Raw genomic sequence first — 16871 nt, forward strand, 5'->3', positions numbered from 1 at the left:
CCCGGACACCCGGACACCCGGACACCCGGACACCAGAACACCTGGGCACCTGGACACCAGGGAGGAGCGTGATGAAGCGGGAGCCCCACCAGCCGACGGGACCGTCCGGCGACTCCGCACCGGAGATCGCAGCGGCGCGCCTGCGCCTGCTCGCCGAGGCGAGCCGCGCGCTGGCCTCGGGCCTGGACGCGGAGGAGTCGCTGCGCAGGCTGGCCCGGCTGGTCGTACCGCACCTGGCCGACGCCTGCGCCGTCGACGTGGTCGAAGGTGATGGAGTGCGCCGCCTCACGGTCACCGACCGGGACCCCGAGCGGGCGATGCGCGTGGTGCCCGGAGGGTTCCTGCCGGGGCCGGACGACTCGGCCGCCGCCCTGGCCAAGGTGTTGCGCGGGGCCGGACCCGTGGTGGTCACCGACTTCGGCGCGCCCGATCCGGACGACTCCTTCCTGGCCGCCCAGTGGGGTCTGTACCGCACGCTCGGCGCCGAGACCGCGCTGATCGTGCCCATGCGGGTACGACGGCAGGCACTGGGTGCGCTCACCTTCCTCCGCCGTGCCCCGGCCGCCCCCTTCGACGAGCAGGAGCGGGCCCTCGCCGCCGACCTGGGACATCGTGCGGGTCTCGCGCTGGACAACGCACGGCTGTACGCGCTGCAGCAGTACACCGCCGAGCAGCTTCAGCTCTCCCTGCTGCCGGACCTGACCGGCCTGGCCCACCTCGACCTCGCCGCCCGCTATGTGGCCGCCCGCGAGCGGGCCGAGGTGGGCGGCGACTGGTACGACGCCTTCCCGCTCCCCGACGGCTCGGCGATCCTCGCCATCGGGGACGTGGTCGGCCACGACCTGGCGGCCGCCGTCCGCATGGGACAACTGCGCAACATGCTGCGCGCGCTCGCCTACGACAGCGGTGACGACCCGGCCGGAATCATGAGCCGCCTGGACGCGGTGATGCTGGGCCTGACCAGCATCGAGCTGGTCACAGCGGTCATCGCCCGCATCGAGACGCCCGCGGAGGGAGCGTGGCGGCTGCACTGGACCAACGCCGGTCACCTCCCGCCCCTGCTCGCCCAGCCGGGCGGCCACACCCTCCTGCTGGAGGAGGGCCACGCCCCCATCCTGGGGGTCGACCCCGCGCTCCCGCGGACGACCGCGACCATCGCCCTGCCCCACGGCGCCACCCTGCTCCTCTACACCGACGGCCTCATCGAGCGCCCCGGTGAGGACATCGGCCGTGGCCTGACACGGCTGCGCCAGCACGCGGCCACGCTCGCCCGTGAACCGCTGGACGTCTTCCGCGATGAACTGCTCACCCGGCTGAGCGACGACCAGCACGACGACATCGCCGTCCTGGCCCTGCGCGCCCCCTGAACCGGCGGCAGCCCAGGCGATCAGGGCCCGGTGCGCCACCGCTCCCGGCCACCGCCGCTGGCGTTCCCTCGACGCCCGCCCGGCGCGGGTGCGCCAACGCCCCGCTAACGCCTGACCGGTCGGGGCCGTGGGCGGTGGCGCACCCGGCTGGAGCGCAGATGCGTGGCCATCGCCTCGGCCGCCTTCTCCGGGTTGCGCTGTACGAGGGCGTCCAGGATGTGCTCATGTTCGGCCACGGTGGCATCGACGGATCCGGGCGCGCTGTTCAGCCGCAGCATGTGCAGATGGGCGTGGAGGCGGTTCACCGCCTCGGCGAGCAGGGGCCGCCCGGTGGCCTGGGCCAGCACATCGTGGAACTCCTGGTCGAGCGCGGCGAATCGGCGATAGTCCGCGTACTTCTCGCCCAGGTCGGGCTGGCGGCTCATCTCCTCGACGACGGACCGCAGCTGACGCAGTTCGTCGTCGCCCGCGTTCTCCGCGGCCAGTGAGGCGGCCCGGGGCTCGAGCAGCAGCCGCATTTCGAACAGGTCGAGCAGGGCGTCGGGGTCGAGCAGATTGGTGGCGCGGTAGCCGGCGTTGGGCCGCTTGACCACGAGCCGTTCGGACTCGAGCCGGGCCAGCGCCTCGCGCACCGGGGTCGCCGACACATCGAGCTGACGGGCCAGCCCCTCGATGCTCACGCGGGCGCCAGGTGCGATCTCATGGTCCATGATCATCGCCTTGACGCTCTCGTATGCGCGATCGGTCAGCGCATCCTGCCGAGTCCCATCAGTCATGGCGTAAATCATAGAGAATCCCTGCTCATACGGGGTCCGCACACCGTTCTTCGGCCGACCGCGCAGTGGCTCTTGCCACACTCGTTTTCCTATAGCATTCTGTCGGCCAACTCCATTTCCTATAGGAAAGCGAGGTGGGGGGATGCTGGGCACCCCGGGGCGCGACCCCGTCGCCGTGGTCGGCCCGGGAGCCGTCGGCCTCGCGTTCGCGGCCCGGCTGGCCGGGCAGGGGCACCCGGTGACGCTGTGCGGACGGTCCGGCACGGCGCCGGTGTCCACGGTGACGTCGAGCGACGGGCACGGGACCCGGACCGTCGAGGTGGCGTGGCGCGGCGAACCGGCCCGCGCCCACCCCTTCCGCTGGGTGGTGGTGGCGACCAAGCTGCACCAGGGGGACGCGGCACGCGCCTGGCTCGAGCGGCTGGCCGACGGCGACACCCTGGTCGTCGTCGCGCAGAACGGCATCGGGCACCGGGAGCTGGTGGCGCCCCACGCCACCCACCGCCACGTGGTGCCGACCCTGGTCCACTTCAACGCCGAACGGCACGGCAGGGACCGGGTGGAGATCCGGCAGGACGGTCCGGGCCTGGTCATCGGCGATGACGCGGCGGGGCGCCGCGCCCGCCCACTGCTCGAGCGGACCGGGCTCGGTGTGCACACCGTCGCCGACTTCACCACCGCGGCCTGGCGCAAGCTCATGGTCAACGCCGTAGCCAACCCCCTCACGGCGCTCACCTGCCGCCGCGTCGAGGTCTTCGGTGACCCGTCCGTTCGCGATCTGGCGGCCACGATGCTCGCCGAAGTGGCGGCGGTGGGCCGGGCCGAGGGCGCCCGGCTGCCGCCCGAGGCCGTCGACGACGTCCTCGCGTGGCTCGACGCCCGCCCGGCCGGGGCCGGTTCGTCCATGCTCGCCGACCGCCTTGCCGGACGCCGCCTGGAGTACGACGGGCTGCTCGGGGCCGTCGTCCGCGGGGCCCGCGGCCACGCGCTCGCCGCACCGGTGTGTACGGCGGTGCTGGCGCTCATCGCCGCCCTCGACGCCCGGCCCGTCGCCTGAGCCACCGCACGCCGCCCCATCCCGCGACAGGAGGACGACGATGTCCACCCTCACCACGGCGAAGCCCACCCACACCGCCGCCGCGCACCGCCGCAGGGTCCTGCTGGCCTCCCTCGTCGGCTCCGCCCTCGAGTGGTACGACTTCTACCTCTACGGCACGGCCGCGGCCCTCGTCTTCAACAAGGTCATCTTCCCGTCGTTCGACCCCACGGCCTCCCTGCTCGCCTCCTTCGGCACCCTCGCCATCGGCTACTTCGTCCGGCCGCTCGGCGGTGTCCTCTTCGGCCGCCTCGGCGACCTGTTCGGCCGCAAACGCGTCCTGGTCATCACCCTGTTGGTGATGGGCGCCTCCACCGTCGGCATGGCACTCGTCCCGACGTACGGACAAGTGGGCGTCCTCGCCCCCGTACTGCTGGTCGTCCTGCGCGCCGTCCAGGGGCTCGGGGCCGGAGCCGAATACGGCGGGGCGGCCATCCTGGCGGCCGAGTTCTCCCAGCCGCGACGGCGCGGACTGTTCGGCGCGGCACCCAGCGTCGGTGTCTACATCGGCATCCTCCTCGCCTCCGGCGCCTTCGCGCTGGTGACCCAGCTGCCGGAAGACCAGTTCCTGGCCTGGGGCTGGCGCGTCCCGTTCGCGGCCAGCGTGCTGGTCATCGCCGTGGCCCTGGTCATCCGCCTGCGGCTGGCCGAGAGCCCGGCGTTCGAGGCCGCCCAGGAACGCTCGAAGACCGCCGAGATCTCCCCCGTGCGCGAGGTCGTGCGCACCGAATGGAAGGCCGGTCTGGTCGTCTTCGGCCTGCAGACCGCGCAGAACGTCGTCGCCTACCTGAATCTGACGTTCCTGGCCGCCTACCTCACCGACACCCTGGAACTCTCCAGCTCGACGGGGCCGGTCGCGGTCACCGTCGGCACCGCCGTGACGGCCGTCGCCCTGCCGCTGTTCGCTCATCTCACCGACCGCGTCGGCCGCAAGCCGGTGGCCCTGGCCGGCATCGTCTTCTCCGCGGCCTTCGTCTTCCCCTACTTCTGGGTCATCGACCACGCCCACACCCCGCTCACCGTCACCCTGGCCGTCGCGGTGAGCATGGGCATCGGCGTGGGCTGCATGTTCGCCCCGCAAGCCGCCTACTACAGCGAGCTGTTCACCGCACGGTCCCGCTTCACCGGACTCGCCCTGTACCGGGAGGCCGCGGGCGCCGTCACCGGCGGACTGACCCCGCTCATCGCCGTCGCCCTCGTCGCCGCGACGGAAGGCCGCTCCTGGGGCGTCGCGCTGTTCGTCATCGCCTCCTGCGCCATCGGCGGCCTCGCGGTGGGCCTCGGCCCCGAGACCCGGGGCCGCGACCTCGCCGCCACGAGCGTCGACACCCTCCGGGACTCGACCGGAACCTACCGCTGACCCCCTGCCGCCGTCTTCGGGCCGCACCCGGCGAGGAGGACGTGGTCGGGCGCCCCGGCCGGTGGGGCCCCGCCGCTCAGGAGGGCCACCACGGCGGTCGGCGGAAGGTCGCCTCCGCGTACGGGGCGGGGTGCACGATCCGTTGCCGGTTGTCCTGCACCTGGAAGACCAGATGGGCCATGGCGATCGACGGGTCGGGGGTGCCGAGCGGATAGGACAGCGCGGACTGGCCGGCCTGGCCGAAGCTGTAGGCGCCGTTCACACCGCGGTGCACGCCCTCGCGCAGCGCCTCCCCGGCCGAGGCGAAGTCGCGCGGTGTGCCTGCGGCGGCCCAGGCGCGGGCGAGCAGCCGGATCCGGTCATAGGCGATGCCCGCGTGGGAGCGGCCGGGGCTGACCGCCCAGGCGCTGCGGTAGCGCTCGATGAAGCGGCGGGCGACCTGGTCGGAGTACGTACCCGTGGTGGTCGCCCAGAGCAGCCCCTCGGCCCCGGGCCCCATCTCGACCCGGAACCGCGGGATGGAGGGTGCGTAGAGGGCGTAGAGGACGGTGGGGGAGGGGTCGGCGAGGAACGCCCGGAGGAACGGGATCGTCTCGGCCACGAAGTAGCTGCCGATCATGACGGCGGCCGGGGCCAGCGAGGCGATCCGGCGGCCCTGCCCGGCCCAGGCCTCCTGGCCGTCGACGTCATCGGCCACGTAGTCAAGGTGCCAGCCGTGCCGCTCCGCGAGCTCGGCGGCGGCGGCGATGCCGAGGTCGCCGAGCTTCCACCGGCCGCGCACGATGGCCAGCGAACGGGATCTGGCCGGTATCCGCCCGCTGTCCCGCAGGGCGGTCAGGGCGTGCACGAAGCCGGGGCCGTAGTGGGTGTCGCTGGGACACATCTGGAAGACGTTGCCGTAGCGCGCCGGGTTGTCCTCGACCAGCCGCACCATCGAGTCCAGGGTCGCCGCGTGGAGGTACGGCGCGCCGTGGTCGGCGGCGATCTCGTGCGCCACCTCCTGGTCGCCCAGGTAGCCGGAGACCATGGCGTCGACGTCCTGGCTCACCAGCTCGCGGAAGGCGGCGGCGACGGAATCGGCGTCCTTGATGTCGAGGTCGACGTTGACCAGCCCGACCGGCCGCCCGCCGATGCCGCCGCTCTGGTTGATCTCGTCGATGGCGAGCTGGCTGGCGCGGAGCATCTCCTTGCCGTCCTCGGCGATCTCCCCCGTGACCGGGAACGCCGACCCGACCAGGATGGGACGGTGCACGGACCGCCGGTTGCTGCGTGGCGCCGGGGGGTGCGCGGCACGGGACGGCAGCGGGTGGCCGGGGTGCTCCGCCTCCGCTTCCGGCGGACCGGGCTCGCTGACCATCCCGATGAGCAGTCGCTCGAAGCCCCGGGCCCCGCCCGGGACGGGGAGCACCAGCAGGCTCTCCTCAAGGGCGAGCGAGGCCGCGCCGGCCCGGGACCGCACGCCGAGCTTGGTGAGGATCCGCTCGACGTGGGTGCTCACCGTGCGGGGGCTGGTCCACAGGCGGGTGGCCATCTCGGCGTTGCTGAGGCCGCCGACGAGGAGGGTGATCACATCGAGTTCGCGCGGGGTGAGGCCGTACGGGACCGGCGGGTCGACGATCCAGGACAGCGACGTACGGGCGGTGTGCCCGGTGCTGCGCACCGTGGCGAAGACCGGCCGGCCGTCGTCGTCGCGCCAGAAGAAGGACAGCTCCACCGGACCGGCGATCCGTCCCGCCCGGCGGGCGATCTCCGCGAGACCGGCGAAGCGGTCGGCGGGCAGGGGGCCGCGCCCGCCACGGCCCCCGTACGGCTCGCCGTCGGGTTCGAGTACGGTCTCGTGGATGTAGGCGGGGTGTGACGAAGCGTCCGCTGCGCAGCACACGGGAACTCCTTCGCAGGAAGTCCTTGCGGCCCGAGGGAGCCCGGGGGCGGCCCGAGGGAGCCCGGGGAAGCAGGGTAGCCCTCCTCGTCGGGCCGGTGGCCTGCCGAAACCCAATCTTCACCGGGGTGTGACGCATGATGTCAGGCCCGCCGGTGGCGCGACCAGGCGTCGAAGGCCACGGCGATCAGGACGATCGTGCCCTTGGCGATCAGCTGCCAGTTCTGCGACAGGTTGAGGCTGTAGAAGAGGTTGGTCAGGGTGGCGAAGATCAGCAGGCCCACCGCAGAGCGCCAGATGGCGCCCTCGCCGCCCCGCAGCGAGGTGCCCCCCACGATGACGATGGCGATCGCGTCCAGGGCGAGGTTGGCGCCCACGTCGGCTTGTCCGACGCCGAGCCGGGAGGCGTCGATGCTGCCGGCGAGCGCGGCGAGCAGTCCGGTCATCACGTAGACGCTCGCGGTCAGCCTCGCCACCCGCAGCCCGGAGAGCCAGCCGGCCTCGGAGTTGCCGCCGACGGCGTAGACGTTGCGGCCGTAGCGGGTCATCGCGAGCAGCACCGCACCGGCGGAGAAGGTGACCAGGAGGATCAGGATGGGGGTGGGTATCCCGGCGAGACTGGACCGGGCGAGGATCTTGAAGTGGGGGTCGGAGACGATGAAGGGTGCCGAGTCGGAGTAGAGCAGGGCGATCCCGGAGATGACGGAGGCGCTGCCCAGGGTCGCCACGAACGGGTTGATGCGCAGCCTGGCCACCAGCAGCCCGTTGACGATGCCGCAGGCCGCGCCCGCGCCCAGCGCCGCCAGCACGCCCAGGCTCGGCGAGCCGGTGGACAGCGTGACCCCGGCCGAGACGGTCGCGCTGAGGGCGTAGGTCGCCCCGACGGACAGGTCGAAGCCGCCGGAGATGATGACGAAGGTCATGCCGAGGGCCACGATGCCCACCGCGGTGTTCTGCAGCAGCAGATCGCGCAGGTTGTCCGGGGACAGGAAGCCCGGGTGGAGCGCCGTCGCGAGGACGATCAGCGCGATGAGCACGCCGATCATCGCGAACCTCGACACCAGGTGGCGGTGGCCGCTCCGTTCCGGGGCCGCGGGGGCGGCGGGGTCGAAGGACGGGGCGAGGTCAGCGGGCTGGTTCATTGCGCGCTCCTGAGGTGAAGCCGTGACGCACGACGGTGTCGACGTCGAATTCGGGATCGTCGGACGGGATCTCGCGGACCACCCGGCCATGGGCGAAGACCAGGAGCCGGTTCGCGATCGCCAGGACCTCCTCCAGCTCGGAGGAGGTCACGATGACCGCGGCGCCCTCGGCGGCGAGGCGCACCAGCGAGGCGAGCACCTCCGCCTTGGCGCCGATGTCGATGCCGCGGGTCGGCTCGTCGATGAGGAAGACGTCGGGCCGGTGCCCGGCCCACTTGGCGAGCAGCACCTTCTGCTGGTTGCCGCCGGACAGCTGGCGTACGGGGGCGCCGAGCCTGGCGGCGTCGAACGCGAAGAACGCGCCGGTGGTGGCGGCCTCGGCCCGCTCCGCCCGCCGGTCGAGCAGCGGCGACCTGCTCCGCCTGCGGCCCAGCCAGTGGTTGCCCGCGCCGTCCATGCCCGGCACCAGCGCCTGCTTGCGGGACTCCGGCACCATCACGATGCCCGCGTCGACGGCCGCCCGGATGGTGCGGGGCCAGCGGTGGGGCCGCCCGTGCAGCCGCAGCTTCCCCGTGGCGGCCGGTTCCGCTCCGGCCAGCGAGCGCAGGAACGTGGTCCGGCCCGATCCGACGAGACCCCACAGCCCGACGATCTCACCCGCGCGCACCGTGACCGAGATGTCCTCGAGGACGCCCGGCAGCGCGACGTCCCGGGCGGCGAGCACTTCGTCGCCCGGGGAGTGGGTGCCGCGTTCCGCGAGCTTGCCCACGGTGCGCCCGACCATGTGCTCGATGAGGGCGGGGCGGGTCCACTCGGCGCGCGGGGCGCTGCGCACCACGTGTCCGTCGCGCAGCACGGTGATGCTGTCGCTGAGGTCGAGCACCTCGTCGAGGTTGTGGCTGACGAACACGATCGTGGTGCCGCGTGCGGTGAGCGTGCGCAGCACCCGGTACAGCGTCTCGCGCTCGTGCTCCGCCAGCGCGGCGGTGGGTTCGTCCAGGACGAGGATCCGGGCGTCGCTGTGCACGCCGCGCATGATTTCGAGCATCTGCTGCTGGGAGACCGACAGCGCCCGTGCGGGCGTGCCGGGCGGGATGTGGACGTCGAGGTCGGCCGACAGCTCGTGGTAGCGGGCCCGCATGGCGCGCCGGTCCAGCAGCCCGCGCCGGGTGCTGACCTGCCCGAGGAAGACGTTGGCCTCGGCGGACAGCGCGGGCACCATCATCAGCTCCTGGTAGATGGCGACCAGACCGTGCGCCCGGCTCTCCCGCGGGCTGCCGCCGTGCAGCCGGTGCCCGAACACCTCCACCGTGCCGCCGTCCGCGGCGAGCCGTCCGCTGAGCAGGCCGAGCAGGGTCGACTTGCCGGCGCCGTTCTCGCCGACGAGTGCGTGCACCTCGCCGGTGCGGACCTGGAGGTCCGCACCGTGCACCGCCACCGCGCCGCTGAAGACCTTGCGGGCGGCGCGGGCGACGATCGCGCGTTCGGACGTGGGGGTCGACGTGGGGTTCATGGCCGCCTCCGTGCGGTGTCGTGGTGGGCGGGTCAGTACTGGGCGGTGAACTCGCCGACGTTGTTCTTGGTGGCGAACGGAGTGCCGGGCAGGGCGCCGGACTTGGTGAGGTCGATGAAGGGCGGCACCCGCTTGCCCTTGACGTAGTCGGCGACGGCCTCGATGGCCCTGCGGGTCTCCAGCCGCGGCAGCATCATCACGCTGCCGGTCAGCGAGCCGTCGGCGACCTGTTTGAGCGCCCACCTGTCGCCGCCGAAGTCGAAGACCTGCACGTCCTTGCCGTCGGCGGCGGCCACCACGCCCCGGGTCATACCGGAGAAGTTGGACATGATGACGTCCAGGTCGGGGTGGGCGTGCAGAATCGTCTGGGCGGCGTCGAAGGCCTTCGGGGTGCTGTAGTCGGTGGTCTGCTTGCTGACCACCCGGTATCCCTCGGACGGCTTGAACGCCTTGGCGGCGCTGAAGAACGACAGGGTGTTGGCGTTGAGGTCGGGACCCGAGATCAGAGCGATCTTGGCACCGTGCGGATGGGCGCGCTTCACGCTGCGCACCCATGACCGGTAGACGTCGAGGGTCTGGCCGCCGACATAGGTGAGGGTGCCGGGCTGGTGCGTCTGGTCCCCCAGCTTCGTCGCCCGGCCGCAGATGGGCAGGTTGAACACGGAGACCAGGACCTTCTTCTCCGGCGCCTGCTGGGTGAGCAGGTCGCAGACCAGATTGCCGTCGTTCGGCTCGACGACGAACGCGTTGTACTTGCCGCTCGTCAGTGCCTGCTGCATCTGGTTGTACTGGGTCTGCGCGTCGAACTTGCCGTCGAAGACGTCGAGGTCCGCGCCCAGCTTCCCGCCGACCTTCTTCGCCTCGTCGATCGACGCCTGGAGGTAGGAGTTGCTGGTGCCGGCCGAGAAGTACGCGATCTTCAGGTCGGCCGGGTCGTGCACCGGCGCCTCGATGACCTCGGCCCGGCCGCTGCCCTCGGACTCGATACCGGTGGAGCAGCTGCTCAGGGCCGGACAGATGACGAGCGCCAGGGCGGCGACCGCGGTGAGTCCACGCGTTGTCATGGGCTCAGTCCTCGGTCCAGGTGTCGTAGATCTCGCTCAGCGAGGCGAACCAGACGCCGTCGTGCCCGGCCATGTGGTCGAGCAGCCGCTCCATGCCGAGGATGTGGTGGGCGCGGCCGATGGTCTGCGGGTGCACGGTGATCGCGAGGACCGGGTTGGTCTCGTGGGCGTAGGCGTAGTCGAAGTGGTCCCGGAAGCGCTGGAACATGACCTCGCTCGACCCCAGGCCCTGGTTGACCCCGGGGATGTACTCACCGACCGGGAAGTCGTCCAGGTACCACGAGACGGGGAACTCCAGGATCGGGCTCGGCGCGCCGAGCACCGAGCCCTCCTCCCAGCGGACCTCGACGGGGCGCGGGTGGTACGGCTGGAAGTCGCGCCCCATCAGCGAGGAGTCCCATGCGAAGCCGGTCTTCTCCAGCAGTTCGAGGGTGTGCTCGGTGAAGTCCCAGGCCGGGGACCGGTAGCCGCGGGGCCGGGCGCCCACGTGCTTGAGGTGGCCCTGGACGGTCTTCTCCATCAGCCGGATCTCGGTGTCCCGCTCCAGCGTGGGCACCGACTCGTGGAAACAGCCGTGCGCGGCGATCTCCTGGCCCGCGTCGACGATGCTGCGGAACGCCGCGGGGAAGGTCTCCATGGAGTGCACCGGGGTGCACCAGGTGCCCTGCACGCCGTACCGCTCGAAGAGCCGCAGCAGCCGGGGCACGCCGACCTCGGCGCCGAACTCGCCGCGCGAGAGATAGCTGGGGCTGGTCTTGCCGAAGGTGCCCATCCACACGGAGTGGGCGTCGAAGTCGGCGCCGATGTTGACGGCGATCTTCTTGCCTGGTGGCAGGTTCAGGGGCATGGCGCGGTTCCTTTCCGGTCGGGGTGGGGGCGGCGGGGCGGTGCTAGAGGGCCGCGTGGGCGTACTTGGCGTAGAGCGCCGCGCGCCGCCCGCGGTCCCGGTGGGTGGGGGCGGCACCGGTGGCCCGGTTCGCGTGCAGCAGGTCCAGGTCGAGCCGGTGGGTGATCACGTCCTGCTCGTTGGTGCGGGCCTCGGCCAGCACACCGTCAGCGGGGAAGGCCTGGTCGCAGGGGCCGAGCACCGAAGCGCGGCCGAAGCCGGGGGCCAGCGGGCCGGTCAGGTGGGAGATGGTCGGACAGTGCACCACGTACACCTGGTTCTCGATGGCCCGGGCCGCGGCGCAGTGCCGCACCCGGTAGAACCCGGCCTCCGTGTACGTGTAGGACGGCGTCAGCAGGACCTCGGCGCCGAGCCCGGTGAGGGCGGTGGTGACCTCGGGTATCTCGGCCTCGTAGCAGATCGCGATGCCAACGGTGACGCCGTCGATGTCGTGCACCGTCAGCTCGTCGCCCTCCACCGTGCCCCACTCGGCCTCGGCGGGGAAGATGTGGGTCTTGGAGTGGGTGTGCAGTTCGCCGCCGGGCCCGAAGAGATGGGCGACGTTCTCGTGGCCGCGTGCGGTGGCGGTCAGATGGCTGCCCGCGAGGATCCACTGACCGCGCGCGGCGGCCTCGGCGGCGAAGAGCTCGGTGTACCGGTCGGTGTGCTCGGCGATCCGGGTGAGCCGCGCGGCGTCGTGTGACCGCCAGTCGGGGTCGATGGTGAACAGGGCCTCGGTGAACAGCTCGGGCAGTACGACGAGCCGGGCTCCGGCGGCCCGGTCCAGCAGGTCACGGACCTGGGCGGCGAAGTCGTCGAAGGAGCCGACGGGGCGCATCTCGAACTGCGCGGCGGCAACGGACAGCGTGCGGGGCATGTCTCCTCCTGCTGGACGGGTCACTGGACGGGTCACTGGACGGGTCACTGGACGGGTCACTGGGGGTCCGTGGGCGGGGCCTGCTGGGCGGGTCACCGGGCGAGCAGGCCGCCGTCGATGACCAGCTCACTACCGGTCACATAGCGGGACTCGTCGGCGGCCAGATAGACGCAGCCCCAGGCGATATCGCGCGGCTGCGCGCCGTATCCGAGCGGCGTCAGCGCGACGACCTCGGCGTTCTTCTCCGCGGGCTGGCGGTCGGTGAGCGGTGTGCTGACCCACCCGGGGATCACGGTGTTCACGCGCACCCCGGAGCGGGCGTAGCTGACGGCGGCGTTGCGGGTCAGCCCGCGGACGGCGCCCTTGGCGGCCTGGTAGGCGGCCACGCCCTCGGAGCCCACCACGCCCCAGGCCGAGGAGAGGTTGATGATCGAGCCGGAGCGCTGGGCGAGCATGGGACGCAGCGCGGCCCGCATGCCGAGGAACACCCCGGTCTGGTCGACCCCGAGGACGCGCTCCCAGTCCTCGGCGGTGACCTCGGCGATCCCCGCGTAGTCGATGACTCCGGCGTTGTTGACCAGGATGTCGAGCCGGCCGTGGTCGGCCAGCACCTCGTCGATCAGGCGGTCCCAGGCGTCCTCGTCGGTGACGTCGAGCCTGGCGTGGGCCGTTCCCGGCGGGGCCGGGTCGGGTTCGACCAGGTCGGCCACGACGACGGTGGCGCCCTGCTCGGCGAACAGGTCGGCGGTCGCCCGGCCGATGCCCATGGCGCCGCCGGTGACGACGGCGACCTTGCCGGTGAGACGGTCCATTCGCACTTCTCCTTGTCTCGGTGGTGGGCGGCGGCCCGGCGGTCAGCGGGCCAGGTAGCCGCCGTCGACCGGGAGGTCGACACCGGTGACGAAGCGGGCCCGGTCGGACACCAGGAAGCAGACGGCGTCCGCGATGTCGGTGGGCTCTCCACCGGTTCCCATCGGGGTGGCGTCGAGGAAGGCGGCGTTGAGCTCGTCCGTCTGACCGACGGTCAGCGGGGTGCGGATCCAGCCGGGCAGCACGGCGTTGGCGCGGATGCCCTCCCGGGCGTAGGAGACCGCGGCGTTCTTCGTCATCGTGAGCACGGCGTGCTTGGAGGCGTGGTACGCCGCGACTCCGGCGACCGACGCCGCACCGCAGATCGAGGCGATGTTGACGATCGCCCCGGAGCGCTGCGGCCGCATCAGCCGCAGTGCCTGCCGCATGCCGAGCAGCACCCCGGTCTGGTTGACGCCGACGATGCGGTGCCATTCCTTCAATGAGAGTTCGTGGAGGTGGTCATAGCCGGAGACTCCGGCGTTGTTGACGAGGATGTCGAGGCGGCCGTGCTCGGCCTCGATCTCGTCGACGACCGCGGTCCACTGCGCGGCGTCGGTGACGTCGTGGGACCGGGTGCGGATGTGATCGCCCAGGTCCGACTGGTCGCGTACGTCGGTCGCCGTCACCGCGGCGCCCGCGTCCGCCAGCGCGGTCGCCACCGCGTGGCCGATGCCCTGGGCGGCCCCGGTGACCAGCGCCACCCGCCCGGTGAGATCGTCCATCGAGAGTCGGCTCCTTCGTGTCCGCCGTGGCCGGTTGTCCACCGGTTCCGCAGGACGGTAGGAGCGCCGCCGGGGGGACGCGTCGGTCGATCTACGTATCTGTGGCGCGGGCGCATTCTGTGCCGCGGGCGCGGCACCGCCCGGTTCGGATCAGGACGTGGCGGGCCGGGTGCGCAGTCCGTCGAGGATGAGGTCCAGGATGCGGGCGGCGCGGGCCTCGCCGCCCTCGCCGGGCGGGATCCGCCACAGGACGCTGAGCTGGAGGAGCACATCCTGCGGGTCGGTGTCCGGCTTGAGGTCGCCGGAGGCGGCCCCGGCGTCGAGCAGGACGGCGATGGCCTCGAGGAAGGGCTCGTAGTTCTTGTCGTCGAGGCCTCCGTTGGTCGCCGCGTGAATGACCTCGGAGACGCCGTACTTGAGTTTTCCGTACCGGGCGACTTCCTCGAACCAGCGGCGCAGGGCATCGAGCGGAGGCCGTTCGGCCGCGAGGGTGTGGGCGAGGTCGATGACCTTCTGGATCTCGTGGTGGTAGAGCTCCACGATCAGTGCCTCGCGGGTGGGGAAGTGTCGGTACAGCGTCCCCACACCGACTCCGGCCTGTTTGGCGATGGCCGTCATGGAGGCGCCCGAGGAGGTGGCGAAGGCCTTGCCCGCGACGGCGAGGATACGGGCCCGGTTGGTCAGCGCGTCGGTGCGGGTGGCGCGGGCGGGAGGTGGGGTCATGGCTGGTCCGATCGGTCCGGTTGCAAAGCGGAAGGGCTTCCGTTACGTTCGGAACGCAATGCGGAAGGGCTTCCGCTTAATCTTCGCACACCCGTGGAGGACAGCCATGCCGGAAACGGTTCTGGTCACCGGAGGCAGCGGCTATGTCGCCGGCTGGTGCGTCGTCGAACTGCTGCGGCGCGGCTACCGCGTGCGGACGACCGTGCGCGGCCACGGCAAGGAGCGGGCGGTGGGCGAAGCCGTCGCCACCCAGGTGGACGCGGCGGACGCGGCGGCCGAGCGGCTGGAGTTCGCGATCGCCGACCTCACGGCGGACAGGGGCTGGGACGCCGCGGTCGAGGGCGTCGACCACGTCCTGCACATCGCTTCTCCCCTGGGCAATGCCGTCAGCGACGACTCGGCGGCCATGATCGCCCCCGCCCGTGACGGCACCCTGCGGGTGCTGCGCGCCGCGACCGCGGCCGGGGTGCGGCGCGTGGTGATGACCTCCGCGGCGAATACCGCCAGCCCCTCCTCCTACGCCGAGGAGGGCGTCACCGACGAGACCCTGTGGACCGACCCCGAGGATCCGGCACTGATCCCCTACCGCCGCTCCAAGACGCTCGCTGAACGCGCCGCCTGGGACTTCATGGCCACCTACGACGGCCCCACCCAGCTCACCACGGTCCTTCCCGGCGCCGTCTTCGGGCCGATCCTGGCCACCAGCACCATCGGCTCGGTCGGCATCGTCCAGCGGATGCTCTCCGGCGCCCTGCGGGGCGTGCCGCGCATCGGCCTGGAGATCGTTGACGTCCGCGACCTCGCCGACATCCACATCCGTGCCATGACCTCACCCCAGGCGGCGGGCGAACGCTTCCTCGCCACCGGCGAGTTCACCTGGATGCTGGACATGGCCCACGCTCTGCGGGAGGGGCTGGGCGAACAGGGCCGCCAGGTCTCCACCCGCCGGATCCCCGACGTCGCCGTACGCCTCGCGGCCCGCTTCCGCGACCCGTCGCTGCGGGAGATCACCCCGGCCCTGGGGCGCCGCAACCGCCACAGCACCGCCAAGGCGCACCGCGTCCTCGGGTGGCGGCCCCGCCCGGCCCGCGAGACCGTCATCGACTGCGGCCGCAGCCTGCTGGCCCACGGCGCCGTGTAACCCGGACCTCGCCGACCGAGCGCGCTGCCGCATATGCGAGGCATAAATGCGCTATGGCCTCGCGCTAGCCAGGAGATCGGTCCTTGTAGACGGCATATGCGTTTGTGTGGAACGTCGGTTCGGGTACGGTCTTAGCGGCTGCCGCGCGTGGACGTGAGGAGGCGTACCGAGTGAGCCCTGTTCCCACCGCGGACGTGCTGATCGTGGAACACGTGCCGCAGGAAGGCCCGTACGCCGTGGGTGGGGCGCTGGCGGCGGCCGGGCTGCCGGTCCGGGCCTGCCGGACCTGGGCGGGGGACCCGGTGCCCGACGCGCTGGGCGGCGCCGCGGCGCTGGTGGTGATGGGTGGACCCGCGGCGGCGTACGAGGACTTCCCCGGCCGTGCGGCGGAGCTGGCGCTGCTGCGGACGGCGCTGGAGGCCGAGGTTCCGGTGCTCGGAATCTGTCTCGGTGCCCAGCTCCTCGCGGAGGCGGCCGGTGGCCGGGCCCTCCCGGGGCCGGCGCCGCAGATCGGCTGGGGTGAGGTGCGCACCGCACCGGCCGCGCACACCGATCCGCTGTTCGCCGACGCCCCGGAACGGCTGCCGGTCCTGCACTGGCACGGCGACACCATGGAGCTCCCCGCCGGGGCGACGCCGCTGGCCTCCTGTGACCGCTACCCGGTTCAGGCGTTCCGGATCGGCGGCTCGGCATGGGGCCTGCAGTTCCATCTGGAGGTCGACAAGGCGGCCGTGGACGCCTTCGCCGCGGCCTTCCCCGATGAAGCGGCCACCGCACCGGACCTCATCGCCTCCACCCCCGGCCACCTGGCTGACCTCGCGCCGCACCGCGATGCCGTGTTCGCCCGCTTCGCCGCACTCGTGGCGGTCCGCGCCGCGCGGAGCGCGACCCGGAGCTTCTTCACGCCGATGGCGGCGGTGTGGGAAGAGCGCTTCGCCGCCGACACCCCGAGGTACGCGGCGGCGGTCGCCCGCATGGGCCTGCGGCCCGGCCAGCGGGCCCTGGACGTGGGCTGCGGCAGCGGGCGCGCGCTGCCCGCGCTGCGCGCGGAGGTCGGCGACGAGGGCGTGGTCACCGGTGTGGAACTCACTCCGGCGATGCTCACCGCCACCGCCGCCGTGGAGGGCCGCGCGGGCCTCGCCCGGCTGCTCATGGCCGACGCCTGCCAACTGCCCTTCGCGACCGGGGCGTTGGACGGCGTCTTCAGCGCGGGCCTGATCAATCATGTGCCCGACCCCGCCGCCGCGCTCTGCGAGTGGGCCAGGGTGACGTCCCCGGGTGGCGTGCTGTTGCTCTTCCACCCCTCCGGCCGCGCCGAGCGGGCCGCCCGCCACGGCCGTCCGCTCGACCCGGACGACCCACTGGCCGAGGAGAACCTGCGGCCCGCGCTGCACACCGCCGGATGGACGCTGGACCGCTACGAGGACGCCACGCGCCACTTCCTGGCGCGTGCGGTCCGCATCCGCTGATACG

15 protein-coding genes are annotated in these 16871 nt (G+C 72.4%); 5 read left to right on the forward strand and 10 right to left on the reverse strand.

Annotated elements, in window-relative coordinates; genetic code table 11:
* The first annotated feature begins 71 nt into the window (after positions 1–71).
* A complete protein-coding gene (locus VT50_RS08545; RefSeq protein WP_240529089.1) occupies positions 72–1367 on the forward strand; it encodes a PP2C family protein-serine/threonine phosphatase in 1296 nt (431 codons plus the stop codon).
* 104 nt (positions 1368–1471) lie between these two features.
* Here the strand turns inward: VT50_RS08545 and VT50_RS08550 are convergent, their stop codons facing one another.
* Positions 1472–2143 carry a GntR family transcriptional regulator gene (locus VT50_RS08550; RefSeq protein WP_053048616.1) on the reverse strand — a complete coding sequence of 224 codons (672 nt, stop codon included), beginning with the start codon at positions 2141–2143 and terminating at the stop codon, positions 1472–1474.
* Between the two features lie 142 nt (positions 2144–2285).
* Here VT50_RS08550 and VT50_RS08555 point away from each other — a divergent pair, with 142 nt between their 5' ends.
* Both VT50_RS08555 and VT50_RS08560 read left to right on the forward strand, forming a co-directional pair.
* The gene (locus VT50_RS08555; protein ID WP_046087054.1) at positions 2286–3200 is read left to right on the forward strand and encodes a 2-dehydropantoate 2-reductase; all 915 of its coding nucleotides are present in this window, start codon (positions 2286–2288) and stop codon (positions 3198–3200) included.
* A 40-nt stretch (positions 3201–3240) separates the two neighbouring features.
* Positions 3241–4599, forward strand: coding sequence for an MFS transporter (locus VT50_RS08560; RefSeq protein ID WP_046087053.1), 1359 nt, complete (start codon positions 3241–3243; stop codon positions 4597–4599).
* 76 nt (positions 4600–4675) lie between these two features.
* Here the strand turns inward: VT50_RS08560 and VT50_RS40325 are convergent, their stop codons facing one another.
* From VT50_RS40325 to VT50_RS08605, 9 genes are all read right to left on the reverse strand, one after another.
* Positions 4676–6481: an ABC transporter substrate-binding protein gene (locus tag VT50_RS40325; protein ID WP_046087052.1), complete on the reverse strand. Its 1806-nt coding sequence runs from the start codon at positions 6479–6481 to the stop codon at positions 4676–4678.
* Between the two features lie 140 nt (positions 6482–6621).
* A complete protein-coding gene (locus tag VT50_RS08570; protein WP_046087051.1) occupies positions 6622–7620 on the reverse strand; it encodes an ABC transporter permease in 999 nt (332 codons plus the stop codon).
* Positions 7604–9133 carry a sugar ABC transporter ATP-binding protein gene (locus VT50_RS08575; protein ID WP_053048615.1) on the reverse strand — a complete coding sequence of 510 codons (1530 nt, stop codon included), beginning with the start codon at positions 9131–9133 and terminating at the stop codon, positions 7604–7606. The genes VT50_RS08570 and VT50_RS08575 overlap by 17 nt, the downstream gene beginning before the upstream one ends.
* 32 nt (positions 9134–9165) lie before the next feature.
* Positions 9166–10197 carry a sugar ABC transporter substrate-binding protein gene (locus VT50_RS08580; RefSeq protein WP_046087050.1) on the reverse strand — a complete coding sequence of 344 codons (1032 nt, stop codon included), beginning with the start codon at positions 10195–10197 and terminating at the stop codon, positions 9166–9168.
* Between the two features lie 4 nt (positions 10198–10201).
* A complete protein-coding gene (locus tag VT50_RS08585; protein WP_046087049.1) occupies positions 10202–11044 on the reverse strand; it encodes a polysaccharide deacetylase family protein in 843 nt (280 codons plus the stop codon).
* 43 nt (positions 11045–11087) lie between these two features.
* The gene (locus VT50_RS08590; RefSeq protein WP_046087048.1) at positions 11088–11960 is read right to left on the reverse strand and encodes a nitrilase-related carbon-nitrogen hydrolase; all 873 of its coding nucleotides are present in this window, start codon (positions 11958–11960) and stop codon (positions 11088–11090) included.
* A 92-nt stretch (positions 11961–12052) separates the two neighbouring features.
* Positions 12053–12772: an SDR family NAD(P)-dependent oxidoreductase gene (locus VT50_RS08595; protein WP_046087047.1), complete on the reverse strand. Its 720-nt coding sequence runs from the start codon at positions 12770–12772 to the stop codon at positions 12053–12055.
* 42 nt (positions 12773–12814) lie between these two features.
* Positions 12815–13534, reverse strand: a complete 720-nt coding sequence (locus VT50_RS08600) for an SDR family NAD(P)-dependent oxidoreductase (protein ID WP_046087046.1) — start codon at positions 13532–13534, stop codon at positions 12815–12817.
* Positions 13535–13684: 150 nt separating this feature from the next.
* Positions 13685–14257 (reverse strand): TetR/AcrR family transcriptional regulator, encoded by a 573-nt coding sequence (locus tag VT50_RS08605; protein ID WP_046087045.1) that lies wholly within the window; start codon positions 14255–14257, stop codon positions 13685–13687.
* A 106-nt stretch (positions 14258–14363) separates the two neighbouring features.
* On the opposite strand from VT50_RS08605, the gene VT50_RS08610 reads away from it, so the two are divergent.
* The gene (locus VT50_RS08610; protein ID WP_046087044.1) at positions 14364–15398 is read left to right on the forward strand and encodes an NAD-dependent epimerase/dehydratase family protein; all 1035 of its coding nucleotides are present in this window, start codon (positions 14364–14366) and stop codon (positions 15396–15398) included.
* A 170-nt stretch (positions 15399–15568) separates the two neighbouring features.
* Positions 15569–16867, forward strand: a complete 1299-nt coding sequence (locus VT50_RS08615) for a methyltransferase domain-containing protein (protein ID WP_046087043.1) — start codon at positions 15569–15571, stop codon at positions 16865–16867.
* Positions 16868–16871: the final 4 nt, after the last annotated feature.

Source organism: Streptomyces antioxidans, from assembly GCF_000968685.2.
GTDB lineage: Bacteria > Actinomycetota > Actinomycetes > Streptomycetales > Streptomycetaceae > Streptomyces > Streptomyces antioxidans.